Genomic DNA, 14761 nt, shown 5'->3' on the forward strand with positions numbered 1-14761 from the left:
CAATGCTGTCCACTTCTTTTAGCCATACGAATTCCTTTTTTAGTTGGGTTAATTCAGCCGAACAAGCATTGTAAGTTAATCCTTTGCCTGTTTCTTCGTAGGTATCGTTCCATTGCCCTAAAAAGCGATTAAAGACAAAACGAGAACAGCCGATGGTTTTAGCAATGAAGATTTCCTGTTCTTTGGTTGGATAGAGACGGAATTTGTATGCTTTGTTGATGAGCATTGTTTTCACCTCAGATAGGAATGTATGTTCTTATTATACCCTAACAAGAATCTCTTTGGCTACCGCCAACCGCCATTCATCTCCCCCTTATCGTTGGGCTTCTCCCTTCACACGATTGAAGAGGGAGTCTTCTGTCGGGAAATTATAAACGGTTGTGTGCTCTCATTACTAAATATAAAAAAGCGTCTCAAAAGTCATTCAACTTTTGAGACCGCCTTTACGCATAAATATTAATCAACATACCTTTAATTTCGCCGACCATATCAAGAATATCTAGGCCTTTTTTTTCTTTCTCTAAAACAGCATTCGTTAAATCTAAAAGCTTCTGATCGACTTGCTCGACGATTTTGTAAATTTTTGTACGTCCTCTACGATTAAAGCCTCTCTTCTCTTCCAAACTTAAGCCATGTTCAACTGCTTCTCCAACAAACTCTTTAATCAGTTGCTTATATTTTCGCAGTTCTTCAACCGTTCTCGTTTCAGACAACGTCTTTCCTTGGTCTTCTATTTTGCCCATTAATTCTCTTAAACGATGTTCAGCTGCTTGATCCCTTTTACCTGACATTACTTCTGAAAAAGAAACCGAAGCACTCGTTTTTGAAGATGATTTTGGGGCAGGTTTCCCAATCCCAGTTGTGGCAATCCTTTGTACATCCATATTCAAATCCACCTTTATGCTCTAACTTGTTCCATTATTATTGTAACAGTTGTAAGACTCCTTGTGGAAGTTGATTTGCTTGAGCAAGCATGGCAGTTGCTGACTGATTTAAGATGTTATTACGAGTGAATTCAGTCATCTCTAAAGCCATATCCGCATCACGAATTCGTGATTCAGAAGCTGTTAAATTTTCATGAGTCACTTGTAAATTATTAATCGTATGCTCCAATCGATTTTGCACCGCTCCTAATTTAGCACGAGCATCAGACAACGTATTAATCGCTTGGTCAATCCGGAAGATTGCATCGTTTGCCCCCTCATTTGACACCACATTAATTCCTTCAATGCCAAGAGTTACAACATCCATTTGTGGAATATCAATCATTACGTTTTGGTTCGTATTCGGCCCAATTTGGAAAGAAAGGGCGTTGTTAGTGACACTAAACTCTAACTCACCCTCTTGAATATTAGATTGGAAATTATACTCAATTCCTCCGTGTTTAAATTTACCATTCACCGATGTTAATTCACGTTCCGCTTGAACAGTATTGCCATTAGCATCATTTAAAGTAAAAGTAGCACTAACTTCCATTTTTACTTTAACTGTTCCTGCTGAAGTAATTTCATTAGTATCGATAGCTAAACCAAAAATCTCATGCCCCGCTGTCCCCCCGTCACCAATCTCAACAGATTTAACTCCTAAAGATAACCCATCTGGATCCAATATTTCAATTTTCGCAAAGCCATTCTCAACTTCTCGAACATTTATCGTATATTCTCCTAATTTCATATCACTATTTTCAAAATCATTAAATTTAACGTCACCTTGGGATAATCCTGCACCTGGTTGCGTCATTGTATCTACTTCTTTGGGTTCTGTAATAATTACTTCATAATCCCCAGACTTCAAATTCGCATCCGTCACTTTTGGAAAACCATCTAAGTTAATCCCATTAGCATTAGCCACTTGATCATAAGTCGTCAACACCGCACTAAACCCATTCAATAACTTCCTTGTATTAAACTCGGTTTTTTCTGAGATGCTATCGATTTCGGTCATTAATTGGTCGATTTCTTTTTGGATTTGTTCACGATCATATTCCGTATTCGTATCGTTAGCCGCTTGAACAGACAGTTCGCGCATTCTTTGTAACATCGTATGTACTTCTTGCATCGCGCCTTCAGATGTTTGCATTAAGGAAATCCCATCCATTGCATTTCGTTCAGCCATTTTTAATCCACGAATTTGTGAACGCATTTTTTCCGAAATCGCAAGTCCTGCTGCATCATCTGCCGCACGGTTAATTCTTAATCCTGAAGATAATTTCTCGAGGTTTTTTGATGTTTGAAATTGATTTTGATATAAATTGCGGTAGGCATTTAAGGCTTGAATGTTATTATTAATTTTCATATAGCTCTCTCCTTTAATTATCGTAAATAGCTAATTTTTCATATCGATTTTTCTGTTGTTTAATGACATTGGATTCTTGATCTTTTTTTGATCTCATTGCCTCGTTCCAAGCAGTCATTAATTGATTTAAAATCACGATGATTTCCTCTACAATTTGACCGTCTTTTTGTAAGTTAGCAACTAGCAGACGTTCTACCATGTATTGATAAAGCTGTTCGAGTTGATCAGATAAAATCCCAGCTTCATAGTTTAAACCCGCTCCTAACCGAACAAGAATATCCGATGCTTTTTGTAAATGCTCATTCGCTTTAATAAAATCTTTAAGTTCAATTGATTCAATCGACTCTTCTAATTGGTTCAGACACGCTTCATATAACAGGCTTGTAATTTCCTGTGACGATTTCTGATATAGCCACTCTTCTGTTAGTAACCCGTTCAATATTTTCCCTCCACTTTTTTGTACTTATCTTTACTATCGTCTTAACTGAAAAATTGTTAAGTCTCTCTTTCCATACTTTCGATCATAAGTAAAATTTCCGCCATAACCGAATAAAGCTGCGGTGGAATTTGTTCTCCTAAATCAACCTCTAATAAATTGGCTAAGAGATGAGAGTCCTCTTGCATTTCAATATTATGCTCCTTGGCCATATCCAAAATTTGATTCGCTATTTGTCCACGTCCTTGAGCTACGACCCTTGGAGCATCTTGGTTTTGTTCATCATAACGAATAACGGCTACACTTTTCCCGTTTTGTTTCTGACGTTTTGTTTGATTAATATATTGATAATGATTCATATTTTGTAATCAAACCCTTCCTCCGTAAATACTGCTTTTTGTGTATTTTCTATGACTGGCTGTTCAATATTTTTTTCCTCCAATGGCTTCATTTGTTCAAAACGAATTCCATTTAAGGAATAGCCAATTTCACTTAATTTTCCGATTGCATTTTCGACGTACGGGGTCATTTTCCTTTCAAAATGAGGATCATCATTTTTTAAAGTAATCGACAACTGACGATTTGCGGCAGATATCGAAATGCCTAATTCCCCTAATTTTTTTGTCTCTAATAAAAAATAAAGGGAGCAATTTTCCCAATCTAATTGTTCTCCACCATTACGCGCTTTTAAAAACAATTGAATATTCTCCACTTGTTCGCCCATTAAGAGTGGCAATTGAAACATCATATTTTGCATATGGCTGTGAGGTTCAGAACGACTCAAAAGCTGTTGGCCCGTGAGATTTTGCAAAGCTTGACTTGCCAGTTGTTGAACTCTTCCCTCTGTCTCATTTTTAGCCATTTGCATTAATTGTGATTTAATATCCCTTGGTTCCGTTTCCATAGTCCGATTTGGCTGCTTCAATAATTGTTGAGCAACTTCTGATTCACGCGTTAACCCTAACTGCCTAAATGCTTCAAATAAAGAACGACTACTCGCCTCTTGATGAATCTTTGGTCTTTCTAAAGAAGGCCTTTGCTCAAGCGTATCACTTCGATTCAATTCATTTGTAGACACATGCCTTACCTTTGTCTCTGACGGTTTAAATACAAGGGTCTCAATATTTCCTTTTACCTCTTGCACGATTGCTCGTGCTTGCTGGAATTGACCAGCCTGTAACAAGCTTCTTGCTTCTTGTAATTGACTGCTCGCTTTTAGTAAAGAACGTTCTGTTTTCATATCGGTAAATAAGAGCATTTCACTTTTCATAATCGCATGATCTAATTTCTTTATAACCGTTTCAAGCAATGGTTTCGTTTGTTTAGAGTTTGGAAGTAATTCCTGTTGCCTTACCACCACATCTAACGTCCTAGAAATATCTCTTTGTGTTCGTTTAAAAGAATCGGTTAATTCAGCCATTTTTTCGGTGATCGTTGTTACAGCGATCTGCTTACTTGCTTCTTGTATAGGCACGGCTTCATTACTTTTTAAATAAGCGGACGATACAAAGTCTTGCTCACTTAATTGATCTAATGCTTGTAAAACCGTTTGGATGATTTGCCTAGCCTTCAATTCCCGACCATCTTCAAGCTTTGATTCAGCTTGAGAAATATTGCTTTGTAAATTTTCTATCGTTTCCTTTGTTAATAAAGATTGATTTTGCAAAAGGAAGCTCCGTAATTCCGTTAAGATATTTTGAACATTTGCTTCTTTTGACACTCCTCTTATTAACTGTTCCACTTGATGTTGAATGTTTCCGGTGGGAGACGACTCACTTTTTGGTTGTTGAGTAAGCGAATCTCCAGAATTTTGACTCAGGAGCATCTGCTCTAATAAAACTTGGACATTTTGTATCGATGAAAGCTGATTCAAACTGTTCGTCTGTGTTAATAAACGGGAGAGCGTATTCAAATCTACGCTTCCACCTGCTTGGTTTTGTGTCAGTTGATTTAATAGCTGTTCTACTCGATTTAACACAGCTTGATTCGGATTTCTTTGCAATAATGCAGCGATATCTCTTAACGCGGCATCCAGTACTGGCTGTTGATGTAAATCCAGTCCTCGGACATTTAATTGCTCGATTGCCTTACTATAAGGCTGACCGTGTAAAGCCTCATGGACGCTACGTAACTGCTGTAATGTCGGTTCTATTTTTTTATTTATTAACGCCTCTAAAGAAGCAAGTCTATTTTTTTGATCGGTCCCTTCTGAAAAAAAGGTCTGTAATTGGTTGAGCACGTCTTTAGTAATCGGGATATTTCTTTGATGTAAAAGTTCGATTGCCGCTCTTAATTCTGGACTCGCCTTTTGACTTCCTAAGCTTAACGAATCGGAGTTGGGATTGACTGCTGCCGAATTCTCTTTGTTTGTTTGACTTTGATTAACCTCTTTAAGGGCGAGCATTCCCTCTTTATGATCAACTACTTCAACCGATACCCTCGATTGGTTAGGGACTCCCTCAGGAAAAGAGGCTTTCATTTCTCTTCCTTTAATCGAAACGATGGCTTCTTTCTCGTTAAGACTTTCTTTTATCGTTACTGCTAATTTATCGCCTTGGTTCATTTGAGCCGTTTTTTCGGAAGATTGATTCGATTGAAAAGGTTGGACATTAATTTGCATAAGTTCAGCTCCTGATATTCACTCTCTTATATATATCGGTTTTTTTTAGAAATCATTAAACAAAAAACGTGATTTCTTGAATTATTGCTCATCAAGGAAATCACGTTGAAAACTCGTTCGGAGTGTTTCATTTTGTTCATTTATTTCAACTTTTTGGGCATTGGCTTGTGGAAAAATAGTATGCCCATATTTCTCTTTTAATTGGCCTACTGTTTCTAATAATTTATACTTTTTTTCATCCTCTTTATAATTAAATAAATCAAGCTGTTTGTAAGCATGTTCTTGCTCGATCAAATCATAAGTACTAATACCAAGTAACCGAATATAGTCCCCTTTCCATGCAATATTAAATAAGTATAAGCTTTCTTTGTAAAGGTCCTGTTCATCTTGAATCGGATTTTCTACTTTATGACTCTTTGTGATCGTCTTCCAATTTGCATATCGAACCATAATTTGTATACCATAGGCACACACTTTTTTCCTTTTTAAACGTCTTTCCACTAAACCTGCAAGCCTTTTTAGCTCATTTCTTATTTTCACTTCATTAATCGTATCACTTGAAAGTGTCGAAGAATGACCAATGCTTTTAAATTCATAAATCGAATCAGGGTCCACTTCACGAAGATCGTTTCCGTTCGCTCGTTCATGTAACCTTAAACCATTCACGCCAAAATGTTGCTCTAATAACTTTTTATCCGCATTTGCTAAATCACCAATCGTCATTATATGAAGCTTTTTCCACTTCTCAACGGTTCGTTTTCCAATCCCGTGCATTTCCCTTATATCCAATGGCCATAATTTATCTTTTAAATCTCTTTTTCGTAAAATCGTTAAGCCTTTAGGTTTTTGCATATCACTCGCCATTTTCGCTAAAAACTTATTGGGAGCAATTCCAATACTACAAGGTAAATCCATTTCATCGAGCAGTCGTTGCTGAATTTCTTTAGCTAGTTGAACTGGATGACCTTCTTTTAAATAAAAAGTCGCATCAACATACCCTTCATCAATCGAAACCGGTTCCACTAATGGAGTATAACCTTTTAATAAATCAAAAAGAGCTTGAGAAGCAGCCTTATATCTTGAAAAATTCGGAGGTATGAGCATGAGATTTGGACATAATTTCATCGCTTGCCAGACAGGCATCGTCGTTTTGACACCTTTTGCTCTGGCTTCATAGCTACTTGTGACAATAATCCCTTTTCTTTTTTCGACATTTCCGGCTATCGCGATCGGTTTGCCTTTTAGTTTCGGATTATACGCCATTTCAACCGAAGCATAAAAGCTATTCATATCAATATGAAAAATGACCCGTGACTTTGACAAATCGCCCCCCCCCTTTAGCTTCATTTTATACGAAAGTTTGTTCTTATTCAAATAAAAAAGAAGCTCATTTGATTCGTGTTTCCAAATCAAATGAACTCCTCCTTTTTATTAATCTTCGTCTAATACAGCTTGAGCAATATTTACAGAGTGGTCGCCAATTCGTTCTAAATTACTCACGATATCAACAAACACAATCCCTGCACTTCCTGTACAAGTACCTTCATTCAAACGTTTAATATGTTTTTTCCTTAAGTTACGTTCCATCTTATCAATTCGATCTTCTTTAACTAACACATCTTTAGCCAACGCTTTGTCAAGTGTCTTTAACGCTTCTAGTGCCTCTGTATAGGTCGACACCGTTAATTCGATCATTTCTTCCAATTCATCTAAAGCACTTTCAGACAGATCAAATTTATTCGCCAACTGATAATCAACAAGCTCTTTAACATTCTCCATATGATCCCCAACTCGTTCAATATCACGAACCGCATTCACGAGTGCCGTATGAAGCTTTGTATCGGCTTCTGACATAATATGTCCAGACATACTAACGAGATAGTCCGTTACAGCATGATCAAACGTATTAATCGCTTCTTCATATTGTATAACAAGCTCACCGTGCTTCTTGTCTTTTGTTTTTAAATATTTTGTGGCTTCGTTTAATCCTTCAATGGCATAACTACCCATTTTCAATACTTCTTCTCTTGCTTGACCAAGGCACACAGGGGATTGTTCTACTAAAAGCGGGCTAATGTTTGGTTTATAATCAATATGTTTGTCTTCACCTGGTATAATTTTAGTCACAATCCAAGCAAGTACCCCAACAAACGGGAATTGAATGATTGTATTCATGACATTATACGAACCATGCGCAAAAGCAATCGTCATCGGTCCACTTAAACCTAAGGACTCTTGGAAATAGGCTATTAACAACGTGAACGGCTGCAACATGATCATAAATAAAATAGCCCCGATTAAATTAAAAACGACATGAACCATCGCGGCACGTCTTGCGGCAATCGTTGTCCCAATCGCTGCTAATAATGCCGTAACAGTCGTACCTAAGTTATCACCTAATAAAACGGGTAAAGCTGCTGATAATTCTAAAGCTCCTTCAGCCATTAATCCTTGTAAAATACCAATAGTTGCTGTAGAACTTTGAATAATAACAGTCATAACCGTACCGACCAAAACGCCAAGTAAAGGATTATCACTCATTGTTAAGGTTAATTGAGAAAAGGATTCTAACTGAGCTAAAGGTTTCATCGCTCCACTCATTAATCCTAATCCATAAAATAAGGCACCAAAACCAAAAAAGCCTTGCCCAATATAATTTAATATTGGTTTTTTGAAGAAAAAGATTAATGCTGTACCAACAAATAAAATCGGTAGTGAGTATTCACCAATATTAATCCCGATAATAAACGCTGTTGCGGTTGTTCCGATATTGGCACCCATAATAACCCCAATTGCTTGTCTAAGTGTCATAAATCCAGCACTTACAAGACCAACTGTTAAGGCTGTTGTTCCCGTACTCGACTGAATTAACACGGTTACTAGAATACCTGCTAATACACCTTTAAATGGGTTAGAAGTCATCTTATCTAAGATTTCTCTTAGACGGTCACCTGCAGCATTCTTTAAACCTTCTCCCATAAACTTAATACCAAATAGAAAAATACCTAAACCACCAAGAAAATAAAACAGTGTTTCTTGGAAATCAATTTCAACCATTCATTCCACTCCTAGAGGATTTTTTCTAATTCCGTGTACAAGCATAAACTCTTTTTAACAGTCTGTAAACAGAGCCTATTTATCATTTACACACTTTTAACATTACGCATTAAATCTTTACAAAACCTTTACAAAACTACCCTATAAATTGGTAATCCACTTCGGAATAATCAAAATCATCGGCCTATTTTGTAAAAACAAAACTAATTATCTTTACATTATTTACAATGGTTCTTTTAGAAACTTAACAAGTTTTGTCAAACAAAAATGAAAATCTTTCAATTATTCAACATCATTTGCATGTTCTCTTTAAGTAAGTTAGTGTAAATGTATAAGACAAGTTTTAAAGAAATTGGGAGGGGTTATCATGCCAATGCAATTAAGCGACTCAGTTCAAGCTGACATCTACACCGTTTTTTATAAACATGTCAAAAGGCTCATAAGTAGTCACCATGATTCAAGAAACACCTCCATAACCATTACAGACCTATCACTTCTTACTGGTAAAAGTGAAGAATTCATCTTAGAATGTTTAGAATTTGGCCAAGGCCATTTGGATCTAACCGTTTATCATTAAGTGAATAATTATAGTGTAACCTAAAATTCAGTATGAATTCAGTTAACGCCAATGCAATTACGTTCAAGAAAAAACGATTTGGATTAATATCCAAATCGTTTTTTCTTATTTTGCTACTTGACCGATAATTGTTACAACAAGTTCAGCTAACTTGTTTAGTTCTGTAATCGACATCCGTTCATTTTTTGTATGAATTTCTTCATAACCAACTGCTAAATTAACGGTTGGGATTCCCATGCCAGCAATCACATTGGCATCACTTCCTCCACCACTATGTAATAATTTAGGTTCTCTGCCTACTGTTTGAATCGCTGTTTTTGCGACTTCAACAACTTCGTCTCCATCAGCTCTCTTATAACCAGGATACATAATGATCACTTCAACAGTCGCTGATGTCCCCATTTTTTCCGCTGTTTCTTCAAAAGCTGCTTTCATTTTACCGACTTGCTCATCAAGCTTTTCATTTATTAATGAACGGGCTTCTGCTAAAATTTCCACATGATCACAAACAATATTCGTTTGTGTCCCCCCTTCAAAACGTCCAATATTCGCTGTAGTCTCGGCATCAATTCGTCCTAAAGGCATCGCAGATATCGCTTTTGCCGCAACCGAAATAGCAGAGATTCCTTTTTCTGGTGCAACCCCAGCATGTGCTGTTTTTCCATGTACAACCGCTTTAATTTTTGCTTGTGATGGGGCAGCAACTATAATATCACCAACAGGACCGTCACTATCCAATGCAAAACCATATTTCGCCTGTAAATGTGCTTTATCTAATGCTTTAGCACCAACAAGGCCTGACTCTTCTCCTGCCGTAATAATAAACTGAACCGTCCCATGTTCTACGTTCTCTTCCTTTAAAACTTGAATCGCTTCAATCATTACAGCAAGTCCAGCCTTATCATCTGCACCTAAAATCGTCGTGCCATCAGTCACCACATAATCCCCATCAATAGAAGGTTTTACTCCAATACCAGGAACAACCGTATCCATATGAGAAGTAAAATAAATCGGGTCAACTCCATCTTTTGTTGCAGCTAATGTACAAATTAAATTACCTGCTCCATGGCCAGTTTTTGCTGCTGAATCATCCTCAAAAACATCTAACCCTAAATCTGTTAGTACTTTTTTTAAATATTGAGCAATTTCTCCTTCATGCTTTGTTTCTGAATCAATTTGAACAAGCTCTAAAAACTGCTTCAATAAACGTTCTTTGTTAATTGTCATGATTTTTTCCTCCAAATAAAATGAAATCACTTATGATCTTACACGATTCTGAATCAGAAATCACCTTTTTCCTTTTTCTTCTAAAAGAACATGAAATTTGAACTCGTTTTCAGAAAACCACTTGTCCAGATGACCAATTCACAGTAAAATAGAAGTAGTAATGATTAGGAGGGTTAATATGCCACGTAAATTTCAGAAAGCCATTATATATATAATGATTATTACTATGGTACTTGGAACAGTATTAATGGGAGTTAGTATTTTTTAATTAATAAAATCCAATAGATAAAAGAATTAGGAATAAAACCACTAAAAAAAGTTAGATGACTAGAATGACGGTCATCTAACTTTTTTAATGGAAAATCTTATTTTATATTCAAAAAAGAATTGGAAAATTCACAAGTATATCCTCTAACTTAGTAGATGCATCTCAAAAATTAAAATTTACAACTCGATCAGATTATTCAATCGCTCCTAATGTCTTTGCCAACTCGTCAAAGCTTAAATCCTCATCTGTAATTAAAATCTGGGTCCCTAATGGAATAAACTCATAAAGCTCTTCAATCACTTCATTTGGTAATCGCACACATCCAGCCGTTATATATTGACCAATTTGTTCAGGATGATTAGTGCCATGAATCCCATAAGTTCGACCGTCAGTATCTTTTGCATCAAAACCAATCCACCTAGTCCCTAATGGATTATTTTCAGCCCCACCTTCAATGTTTAATTTACGATAATACGGGTCTTTTGCCTTGACTATAATCGTAAATTGCCCTAAAGGAGTGGCATTCATTATATGTCCACTTGCCACCTGATGAACATGCTGAATTTCCCCTTCATTAATAAAAGCTAATTCATTATAAGATAAGTTAACAATAACTAGAGGGTCGCCTATTGAAGGATTATCCCCTAACGGCCATATCGGTGAAATCATCAAAATAAGGCTTAAAACGGTAGCTAATAGCTTTGACATAACACAAAATACCTTCTCTCATTCTTTTTCAGTCCTTCATTTATTTTGAACGAGAGCGATCCGATTTATCCACTTCATTCCATAATTTATCTTTAATTCGTAAATACTGTTCTAATTCATAGACAATGTATAAAAGGGTCGAGCGTGTTTCAAATTCATTACGAGTTTGCGGGAGCTCCATTTCTTTAAATTCAGCACGCATCATCTCAAGCTGCTCCAAAAAGTAAGCGACATAATTATTCGGACTGACCGCTTTTGATAATTTTTCAATATACTTCGCAATCATTTTACTTTGTTTTGTTTCTGAATGAAGCGAAGATACAAAAGGCATCAGGCGCTCAATCACCTCAAATTGTTTCTCTCTCATATTAAAATATTGATAATAATGATCATCATATTTTAATATATGGTTATTCATACTCCGCCTGGCCAATTGTTTGCCTTCTTTTAACAATTGGTCTGTCTCATTTATTTCCTTCCCGTCCCAATGGTTATCACCTTGTTTTAAGAAGGTTGCCAACTCATTTAAGATGGTTGAGAACTGCTCCTCGATTTCTCTTCGATAGCGCCTTAATTGCTTTTCTTCACTTGGCATATATAAGTTCATCAACAAAGCTACACCAACACCAATTAAAATTAGTAACAGTTCATTGAAAAAAATCGCCCACGAAAAAGCTTCAAGTACATATAAATGAAGCAAAATAACACAGCTCGTAATTAGACCTTCTTGAATCCGAAGCATGACGACTAATGGAATATATAACAACAACAAAACGCTTAAACTAAACGGATTATAACCAAGTAATTCAAAAATAGCTGCACTTAATAAAAGAGCGATCACACAGGCTAGAATTCGTGCCCATGATACGGCTAAGGAATGCTTTCTCGTGACAGAAATACAAAGTATCGTTATAATTGCCGCTGATGAATAAAAATCCAACCCTAAAAGACTTGCAATACCAATTGACAGACCCGCTCCTAAAGCCGTTTTTAATGTGCGATAACCAATTTTATAACGAGGCCATTTTTCTATATGTAGATTCACTTTCATTCTCCTATATGTTTCCGGCGTCTTTAGATTATTATTATACGTCTCCAAACTGATTAATTCTAGTTTGGTTTATAACTTTTATCAAGACTTCTTGAACTTTTAAGCTGTTACCTAGACTAAATTAGATTAGATCAAAAAAATGCCCGAACCCTCGAGCATTTTTGTTCTTATAATACTTTTTCTAAAAATTCCTTCGCCCTTGCAGACTGTGGATTTGTAAAAAATTGCTTTGGTTCGGCTTCTTCAACTAACAAACCATTATCTAAAAAGAGAACACGATCTGCTACTTCACGTGCAAAGCCCATTTCATGTGTGACGATCGCCATCGTCATTCCAGATTCAGCTAAATCTTTCATAACCTCTAATACTTCCTTGACCATTTCTGGATCAAGAGCAGAAGTCGGCTCATCAAATAACATAATTTCTGGTTCCATCGCAAGTGCACGCGCAATCGCAACACGTTGTTTTTGCCCACCTGATAAACGATTCGGATAGGCGTCCTTTTTCTCCAATAAACCGACTTTTGTTAAAAGTTCCTCTGCTTTTTTTGCAGCCTCCCCTTTAGAAAGCCCCTTTACCTTAATAGGAGCATACGTAATATTCTCTAATACCGTCATGTGAGGGAAAAGGTGAAAATGCTGAAAAACCATCCCGATTTGCTGGCGTACTTTCGAAATTTGGACTTTAGGATTAGTAATATCAATATCACCAACATTAACTTCTCCAGAGCTTGCCGTTTCCAACTTATTCAAACACCTTAAAAAGGTCGATTTTCCTGATCCAGATGGACCAATAATCGCGACGACATCCCCTTTATCAATCGAAGTGGAGATTCCTTTCAACACTTCATTTTTTCCAAATGATTTTTTTAATTGATTTACATTAATCACCGCGTTTTAATCTCCTTTCCAAAAGGCGACCAATAACGGTTAAGCCCATTACTAATAAATAATAGATAAGTCCAATAAATAACAGTGTTTCAAAATAACGATGTAGTTGCGCATTCACAATTTGAGCACGCCTCATTAAATCAGTTACCGCAATTGTAGAGACAATCGCTGACTCTTTTGTTAAGTTAATAAATTCATTAAATAACGCTGGTAAAATGTTCTTAAAAGCTTGTGGCAAAATAATATTAATCATCATTTGACGATTCGAAACGCCTAATGCCATTGCTGCTTCTTTTTGTCCTTTATCAACCGCTTCAATTCCCGCTCGAATAATTTCCGATACATATGCACTTGAATTCAATCCAAAAGCTAATACCCCTGCAACATAAGCAGAAATTGGGATTCCAAATTGAGGAGGGGCAAAATAAAATAAGGAAAGCTGTAAAATAAGTGGTGTCCCTCTAAAAATCGATGTATAAATATCCGCACTCCAACGAAGCAGTTTAAAACGACTTATTTTCATAACCGATAAAACAATCCCTAAAGCTAATCCAATAATTAAAGAGACTGAGACAAATTTTAGGGTGACCCATATCCCCTCGGTTATATAGGGGATATAGGGTACAATTTGACTAAAATCTAAATCCATAAAAAATATCCTTTCTTCTATCTGAAAGTGATAATGGATTATTCTTCATTACGGATCCACTCATTAATAAGCTCGTCCATTAGTCCACTTTCAATCATTTCATTTAATTTTTCATTAAACTCTTCTACTAATTCACTATCTTTGTTAAAAGCAATAGCATAACCTGTTTCCCCTTCAGTAACCACTTCAAACGAGGTGAATGTTTGCTGTTGCTTAAGATGCCCCTCTGCAACTGAATCTTCCATTAAAATCGCGTCAATTCGACCAGAGAGCAGTTCTTGTACAATTTCAGGAATTCGATTTAGTTGCATAACTTCAAAACCATATTCCTCAGAAAGCTCATCAGCCGCTTCTTCTTGAATCGAACCTAACTGAACTCCAACAGTTTTTCCTACTAAATCTTCTAAAGTTTCAATCCCGGAATCTTCTTGTATAACCATTAAGTTATGAGCATCATAATAATTATCTGAGAAATCAAGGTTTTCTTTACGCTCTTCTGTCGGCGTCATTGCTGATAATACAAAGTCTACGCGACCGTTCTGTAAGGCTGGTGGTAATGAATTAAAATCCATATCTTCAATTTTTAAATCATAACCTAGTTCTGAAGTAATATGTTTAGCAATATCAATATCAAAACCTATAATTTCATCAGAAGTGATGTCCACCGATTCAAATGGTGGATAATCAGCAGACGTTCCCATAACTAATGTCTCTGCTTCTGGAGTATCACCTGATGTTTCATCATTATTATTATCATCTGCTGTTCCACATGCTGCTAATAACCCTAAAGAAAGGACTGCTGTAAATCCTAAAGTTGACCATTTAAATCTTTTCATTTTTCCTGCCTCCACTAATTCAATTATATAATAAAATAAATATTTATACTCACTAATGCATAATAACACATTAATATTTTAATTTAAACTACTTTTTCAAAAAATGATTTCCAAAAATAATATTTAGAAAATTAAATTTATTATACC

Annotated in this window: 16 protein-coding genes; 2 read left to right on the forward strand and 14 right to left on the reverse strand. The window is 36.1% G+C overall.

The annotated features are described in order from the left end of the window. The 8 genes from BALCAV_RS18220 to BALCAV_RS18255 all read right to left on the reverse strand — a co-directional run. Nucleotides 1-226 (reverse strand): helix-turn-helix domain-containing protein (locus tag BALCAV_RS18220; RefSeq protein ID WP_040324211.1); only part of this gene is annotated, 226 nt, incomplete at its 3' end. A 217-nt stretch (nucleotides 227-443) separates the two neighbouring features. Beyond that, nucleotides 444-884, reverse strand: coding sequence for a YaaR family protein (locus tag BALCAV_RS18225; protein WP_003324236.1), 441 nt, complete (start codon nucleotides 882-884; stop codon nucleotides 444-446). 37 nt (nucleotides 885-921) lie between these two features. After that, nucleotides 922-2295, reverse strand: coding sequence for a flagellin N-terminal helical domain-containing protein (locus tag BALCAV_RS18230; protein WP_003324237.1), 1374 nt, complete (start codon nucleotides 2293-2295; stop codon nucleotides 922-924). A 13-nt stretch (nucleotides 2296-2308) separates the two neighbouring features. Next, the gene (gene fliS, locus BALCAV_RS18235) at nucleotides 2309-2734 is read right to left on the reverse strand and encodes a flagellar export chaperone FliS (RefSeq protein ID WP_003324238.1); all 426 of its coding nucleotides are present in this window, start codon (nucleotides 2732-2734) and stop codon (nucleotides 2309-2311) included. Between the two features lie 56 nt (nucleotides 2735-2790). Next, on the reverse strand, nucleotides 2791-3090 hold the full coding sequence (locus BALCAV_RS18240) for an EscU/YscU/HrcU family type III secretion system export apparatus switch protein (protein ID WP_003324239.1): 300 nt from the start codon (nucleotides 3088-3090) through the stop codon (nucleotides 2791-2793). Next, nucleotides 3087-5351 carry a hypothetical protein gene (locus tag BALCAV_RS18245; RefSeq protein WP_003324240.1) on the reverse strand — a complete coding sequence of 755 codons (2265 nt, stop codon included), beginning with the start codon at nucleotides 5349-5351 and terminating at the stop codon, nucleotides 3087-3089. Before BALCAV_RS18245 ends, BALCAV_RS18240 begins: the two co-directional genes overlap by 4 nt. 81 nt (nucleotides 5352-5432) lie before the next feature. Next, nucleotides 5433-6674, reverse strand: coding sequence for a DNA polymerase IV (locus tag BALCAV_RS18250; RefSeq protein ID WP_235213146.1), 1242 nt, complete (start codon nucleotides 6672-6674; stop codon nucleotides 5433-5435). 108 nt (nucleotides 6675-6782) lie between these two features. After that, nucleotides 6783-8408 carry a Na/Pi cotransporter family protein gene (locus BALCAV_RS18255; protein ID WP_040324212.1) on the reverse strand — a complete coding sequence of 542 codons (1626 nt, stop codon included), beginning with the start codon at nucleotides 8406-8408 and terminating at the stop codon, nucleotides 6783-6785. Nucleotides 8409-8775: 367 nt separating this feature from the next. Here BALCAV_RS18255 and BALCAV_RS18260 point away from each other — a divergent pair, with 367 nt between their 5' ends. Next, the gene (locus BALCAV_RS18260; protein ID WP_003324245.1) at nucleotides 8776-8985 is read left to right on the forward strand and encodes a hypothetical protein; all 210 of its coding nucleotides are present in this window, start codon (nucleotides 8776-8778) and stop codon (nucleotides 8983-8985) included. Between the two features lie 105 nt (nucleotides 8986-9090). On the opposite strand, the gene BALCAV_RS18265 is transcribed toward BALCAV_RS18260, so the two are convergent. Beyond that, complete coding sequence (locus tag BALCAV_RS18265; protein ID WP_003324246.1) at nucleotides 9091-10212, reverse strand: M20/M25/M40 family metallo-hydrolase; 1122 nt, start codon at nucleotides 10210-10212, stop codon at nucleotides 9091-9093. A 178-nt stretch (nucleotides 10213-10390) separates the two neighbouring features. On the opposite strand from BALCAV_RS18265, the gene prli42 reads away from it, so the two are divergent. Continuing rightward, nucleotides 10391-10480: a stressosome-associated protein Prli42 gene (gene prli42, locus BALCAV_RS23455; protein ID WP_152563068.1), complete on the forward strand. Its 90-nt coding sequence runs from the start codon at nucleotides 10391-10393 to the stop codon at nucleotides 10478-10480. Between the two features lie 192 nt (nucleotides 10481-10672). Here the strand turns inward: prli42 and BALCAV_RS18270 are convergent, their stop codons facing one another. From BALCAV_RS18270 to BALCAV_RS18290, 5 genes are all read right to left on the reverse strand, one after another. Beyond that, nucleotides 10673-11188 carry a L,D-transpeptidase gene (locus BALCAV_RS18270; RefSeq protein ID WP_003324732.1) on the reverse strand — a complete coding sequence of 172 codons (516 nt, stop codon included), beginning with the start codon at nucleotides 11186-11188 and terminating at the stop codon, nucleotides 10673-10675. Between the two features lie 40 nt (nucleotides 11189-11228). Next, nucleotides 11229-12233 (reverse strand): aromatic acid exporter family protein, encoded by a 1005-nt coding sequence (locus BALCAV_RS18275; protein WP_003324733.1) that lies wholly within the window; start codon nucleotides 12231-12233, stop codon nucleotides 11229-11231. 173 nt (nucleotides 12234-12406) lie between these two features. Further along, entirely contained in the window at nucleotides 12407-13129 is a 723-nt protein-coding gene (locus BALCAV_RS18280; RefSeq protein ID WP_003324734.1) for an amino acid ABC transporter ATP-binding protein, read from the reverse strand. Further along, a complete protein-coding gene (locus tag BALCAV_RS18285) occupies nucleotides 13122-13778 on the reverse strand; it encodes an amino acid ABC transporter permease (RefSeq protein ID WP_003324736.1) in 657 nt (218 codons plus the stop codon). The genes BALCAV_RS18280 and BALCAV_RS18285 overlap by 8 nt, the downstream gene beginning before the upstream one ends. Before the next feature lie 38 nt (nucleotides 13779-13816). After that, nucleotides 13817-14614: a transporter substrate-binding domain-containing protein gene (locus tag BALCAV_RS18290; RefSeq protein WP_003324737.1), complete on the reverse strand. Its 798-nt coding sequence runs from the start codon at nucleotides 14612-14614 to the stop codon at nucleotides 13817-13819. Between the last annotated feature and the right edge of the window lie 147 nt (nucleotides 14615-14761).

Origin of the sequence: Alkalihalobacillus alcalophilus ATCC 27647 = CGMCC 1.3604 (genome assembly GCF_000292245.2) — a bacterium.
In the GTDB taxonomy this organism is placed as follows: Bacteria; Bacillota; Bacilli; order Bacillales; family Bacillaceae_D; genus Alkalihalobacillus; species Alkalihalobacillus alcalophilus.

Bases quoted from the DNA above. Each gene is read 5' to 3' on its own strand.
- BALCAV_RS18290 (WP_003324737.1), bottom strand. From the start codon at position 14,614: ATGAAAAGATTTAAATGGTCAACTTTAGGATTTACAGCAGTCCTTTCT.
- BALCAV_RS18265 (WP_003324246.1), bottom strand. From the start codon at position 10,212: ATGACAATTAACAAAGAACGTTTATTGAAGCAGTTTTTAGAGCTTGTT.
- BALCAV_RS18255 (WP_040324212.1), bottom strand. From the start codon at position 8,408: ATGGTTGAAATTGATTTCCAAGAAACACTGTTTTATTTTCTTGGTGGT.
- BALCAV_RS18230 (WP_003324237.1), bottom strand. From the start codon at position 2,295: ATGAAAATTAATAATAACATTCAAGCCTTAAATGCCTACCGCAATTTA.
- BALCAV_RS18270 (WP_003324732.1), bottom strand. From the start codon at position 11,188: ATGTCAAAGCTATTAGCTACCGTTTTAAGCCTTATTTTGATGATTTCA.
- prli42 (WP_152563068.1), top strand. From the start codon at position 10,391: ATGCCACGTAAATTTCAGAAAGCCATTATATATATAATGATTATTACT.
- BALCAV_RS18225 (WP_003324236.1), bottom strand. From the start codon at position 884: ATGGATGTACAAAGGATTGCCACAACTGGGATTGGGAAACCTGCCCCA.
- BALCAV_RS18285 (WP_003324736.1), bottom strand. From the start codon at position 13,778: ATGGATTTAGATTTTAGTCAAATTGTACCCTATATCCCCTATATAACC.
- BALCAV_RS18260 (WP_003324245.1), top strand. From the start codon at position 8,776: ATGCCAATGCAATTAAGCGACTCAGTTCAAGCTGACATCTACACCGTT.
- BALCAV_RS18240 (WP_003324239.1), bottom strand. From the start codon at position 3,090: ATGAATCATTATCAATATATTAATCAAACAAAACGTCAGAAACAAAAC.
- BALCAV_RS18245 (WP_003324240.1), bottom strand. From the start codon at position 5,351: ATGCAAATTAATGTCCAACCTTTTCAATCGAATCAATCTTCCGAAAAA.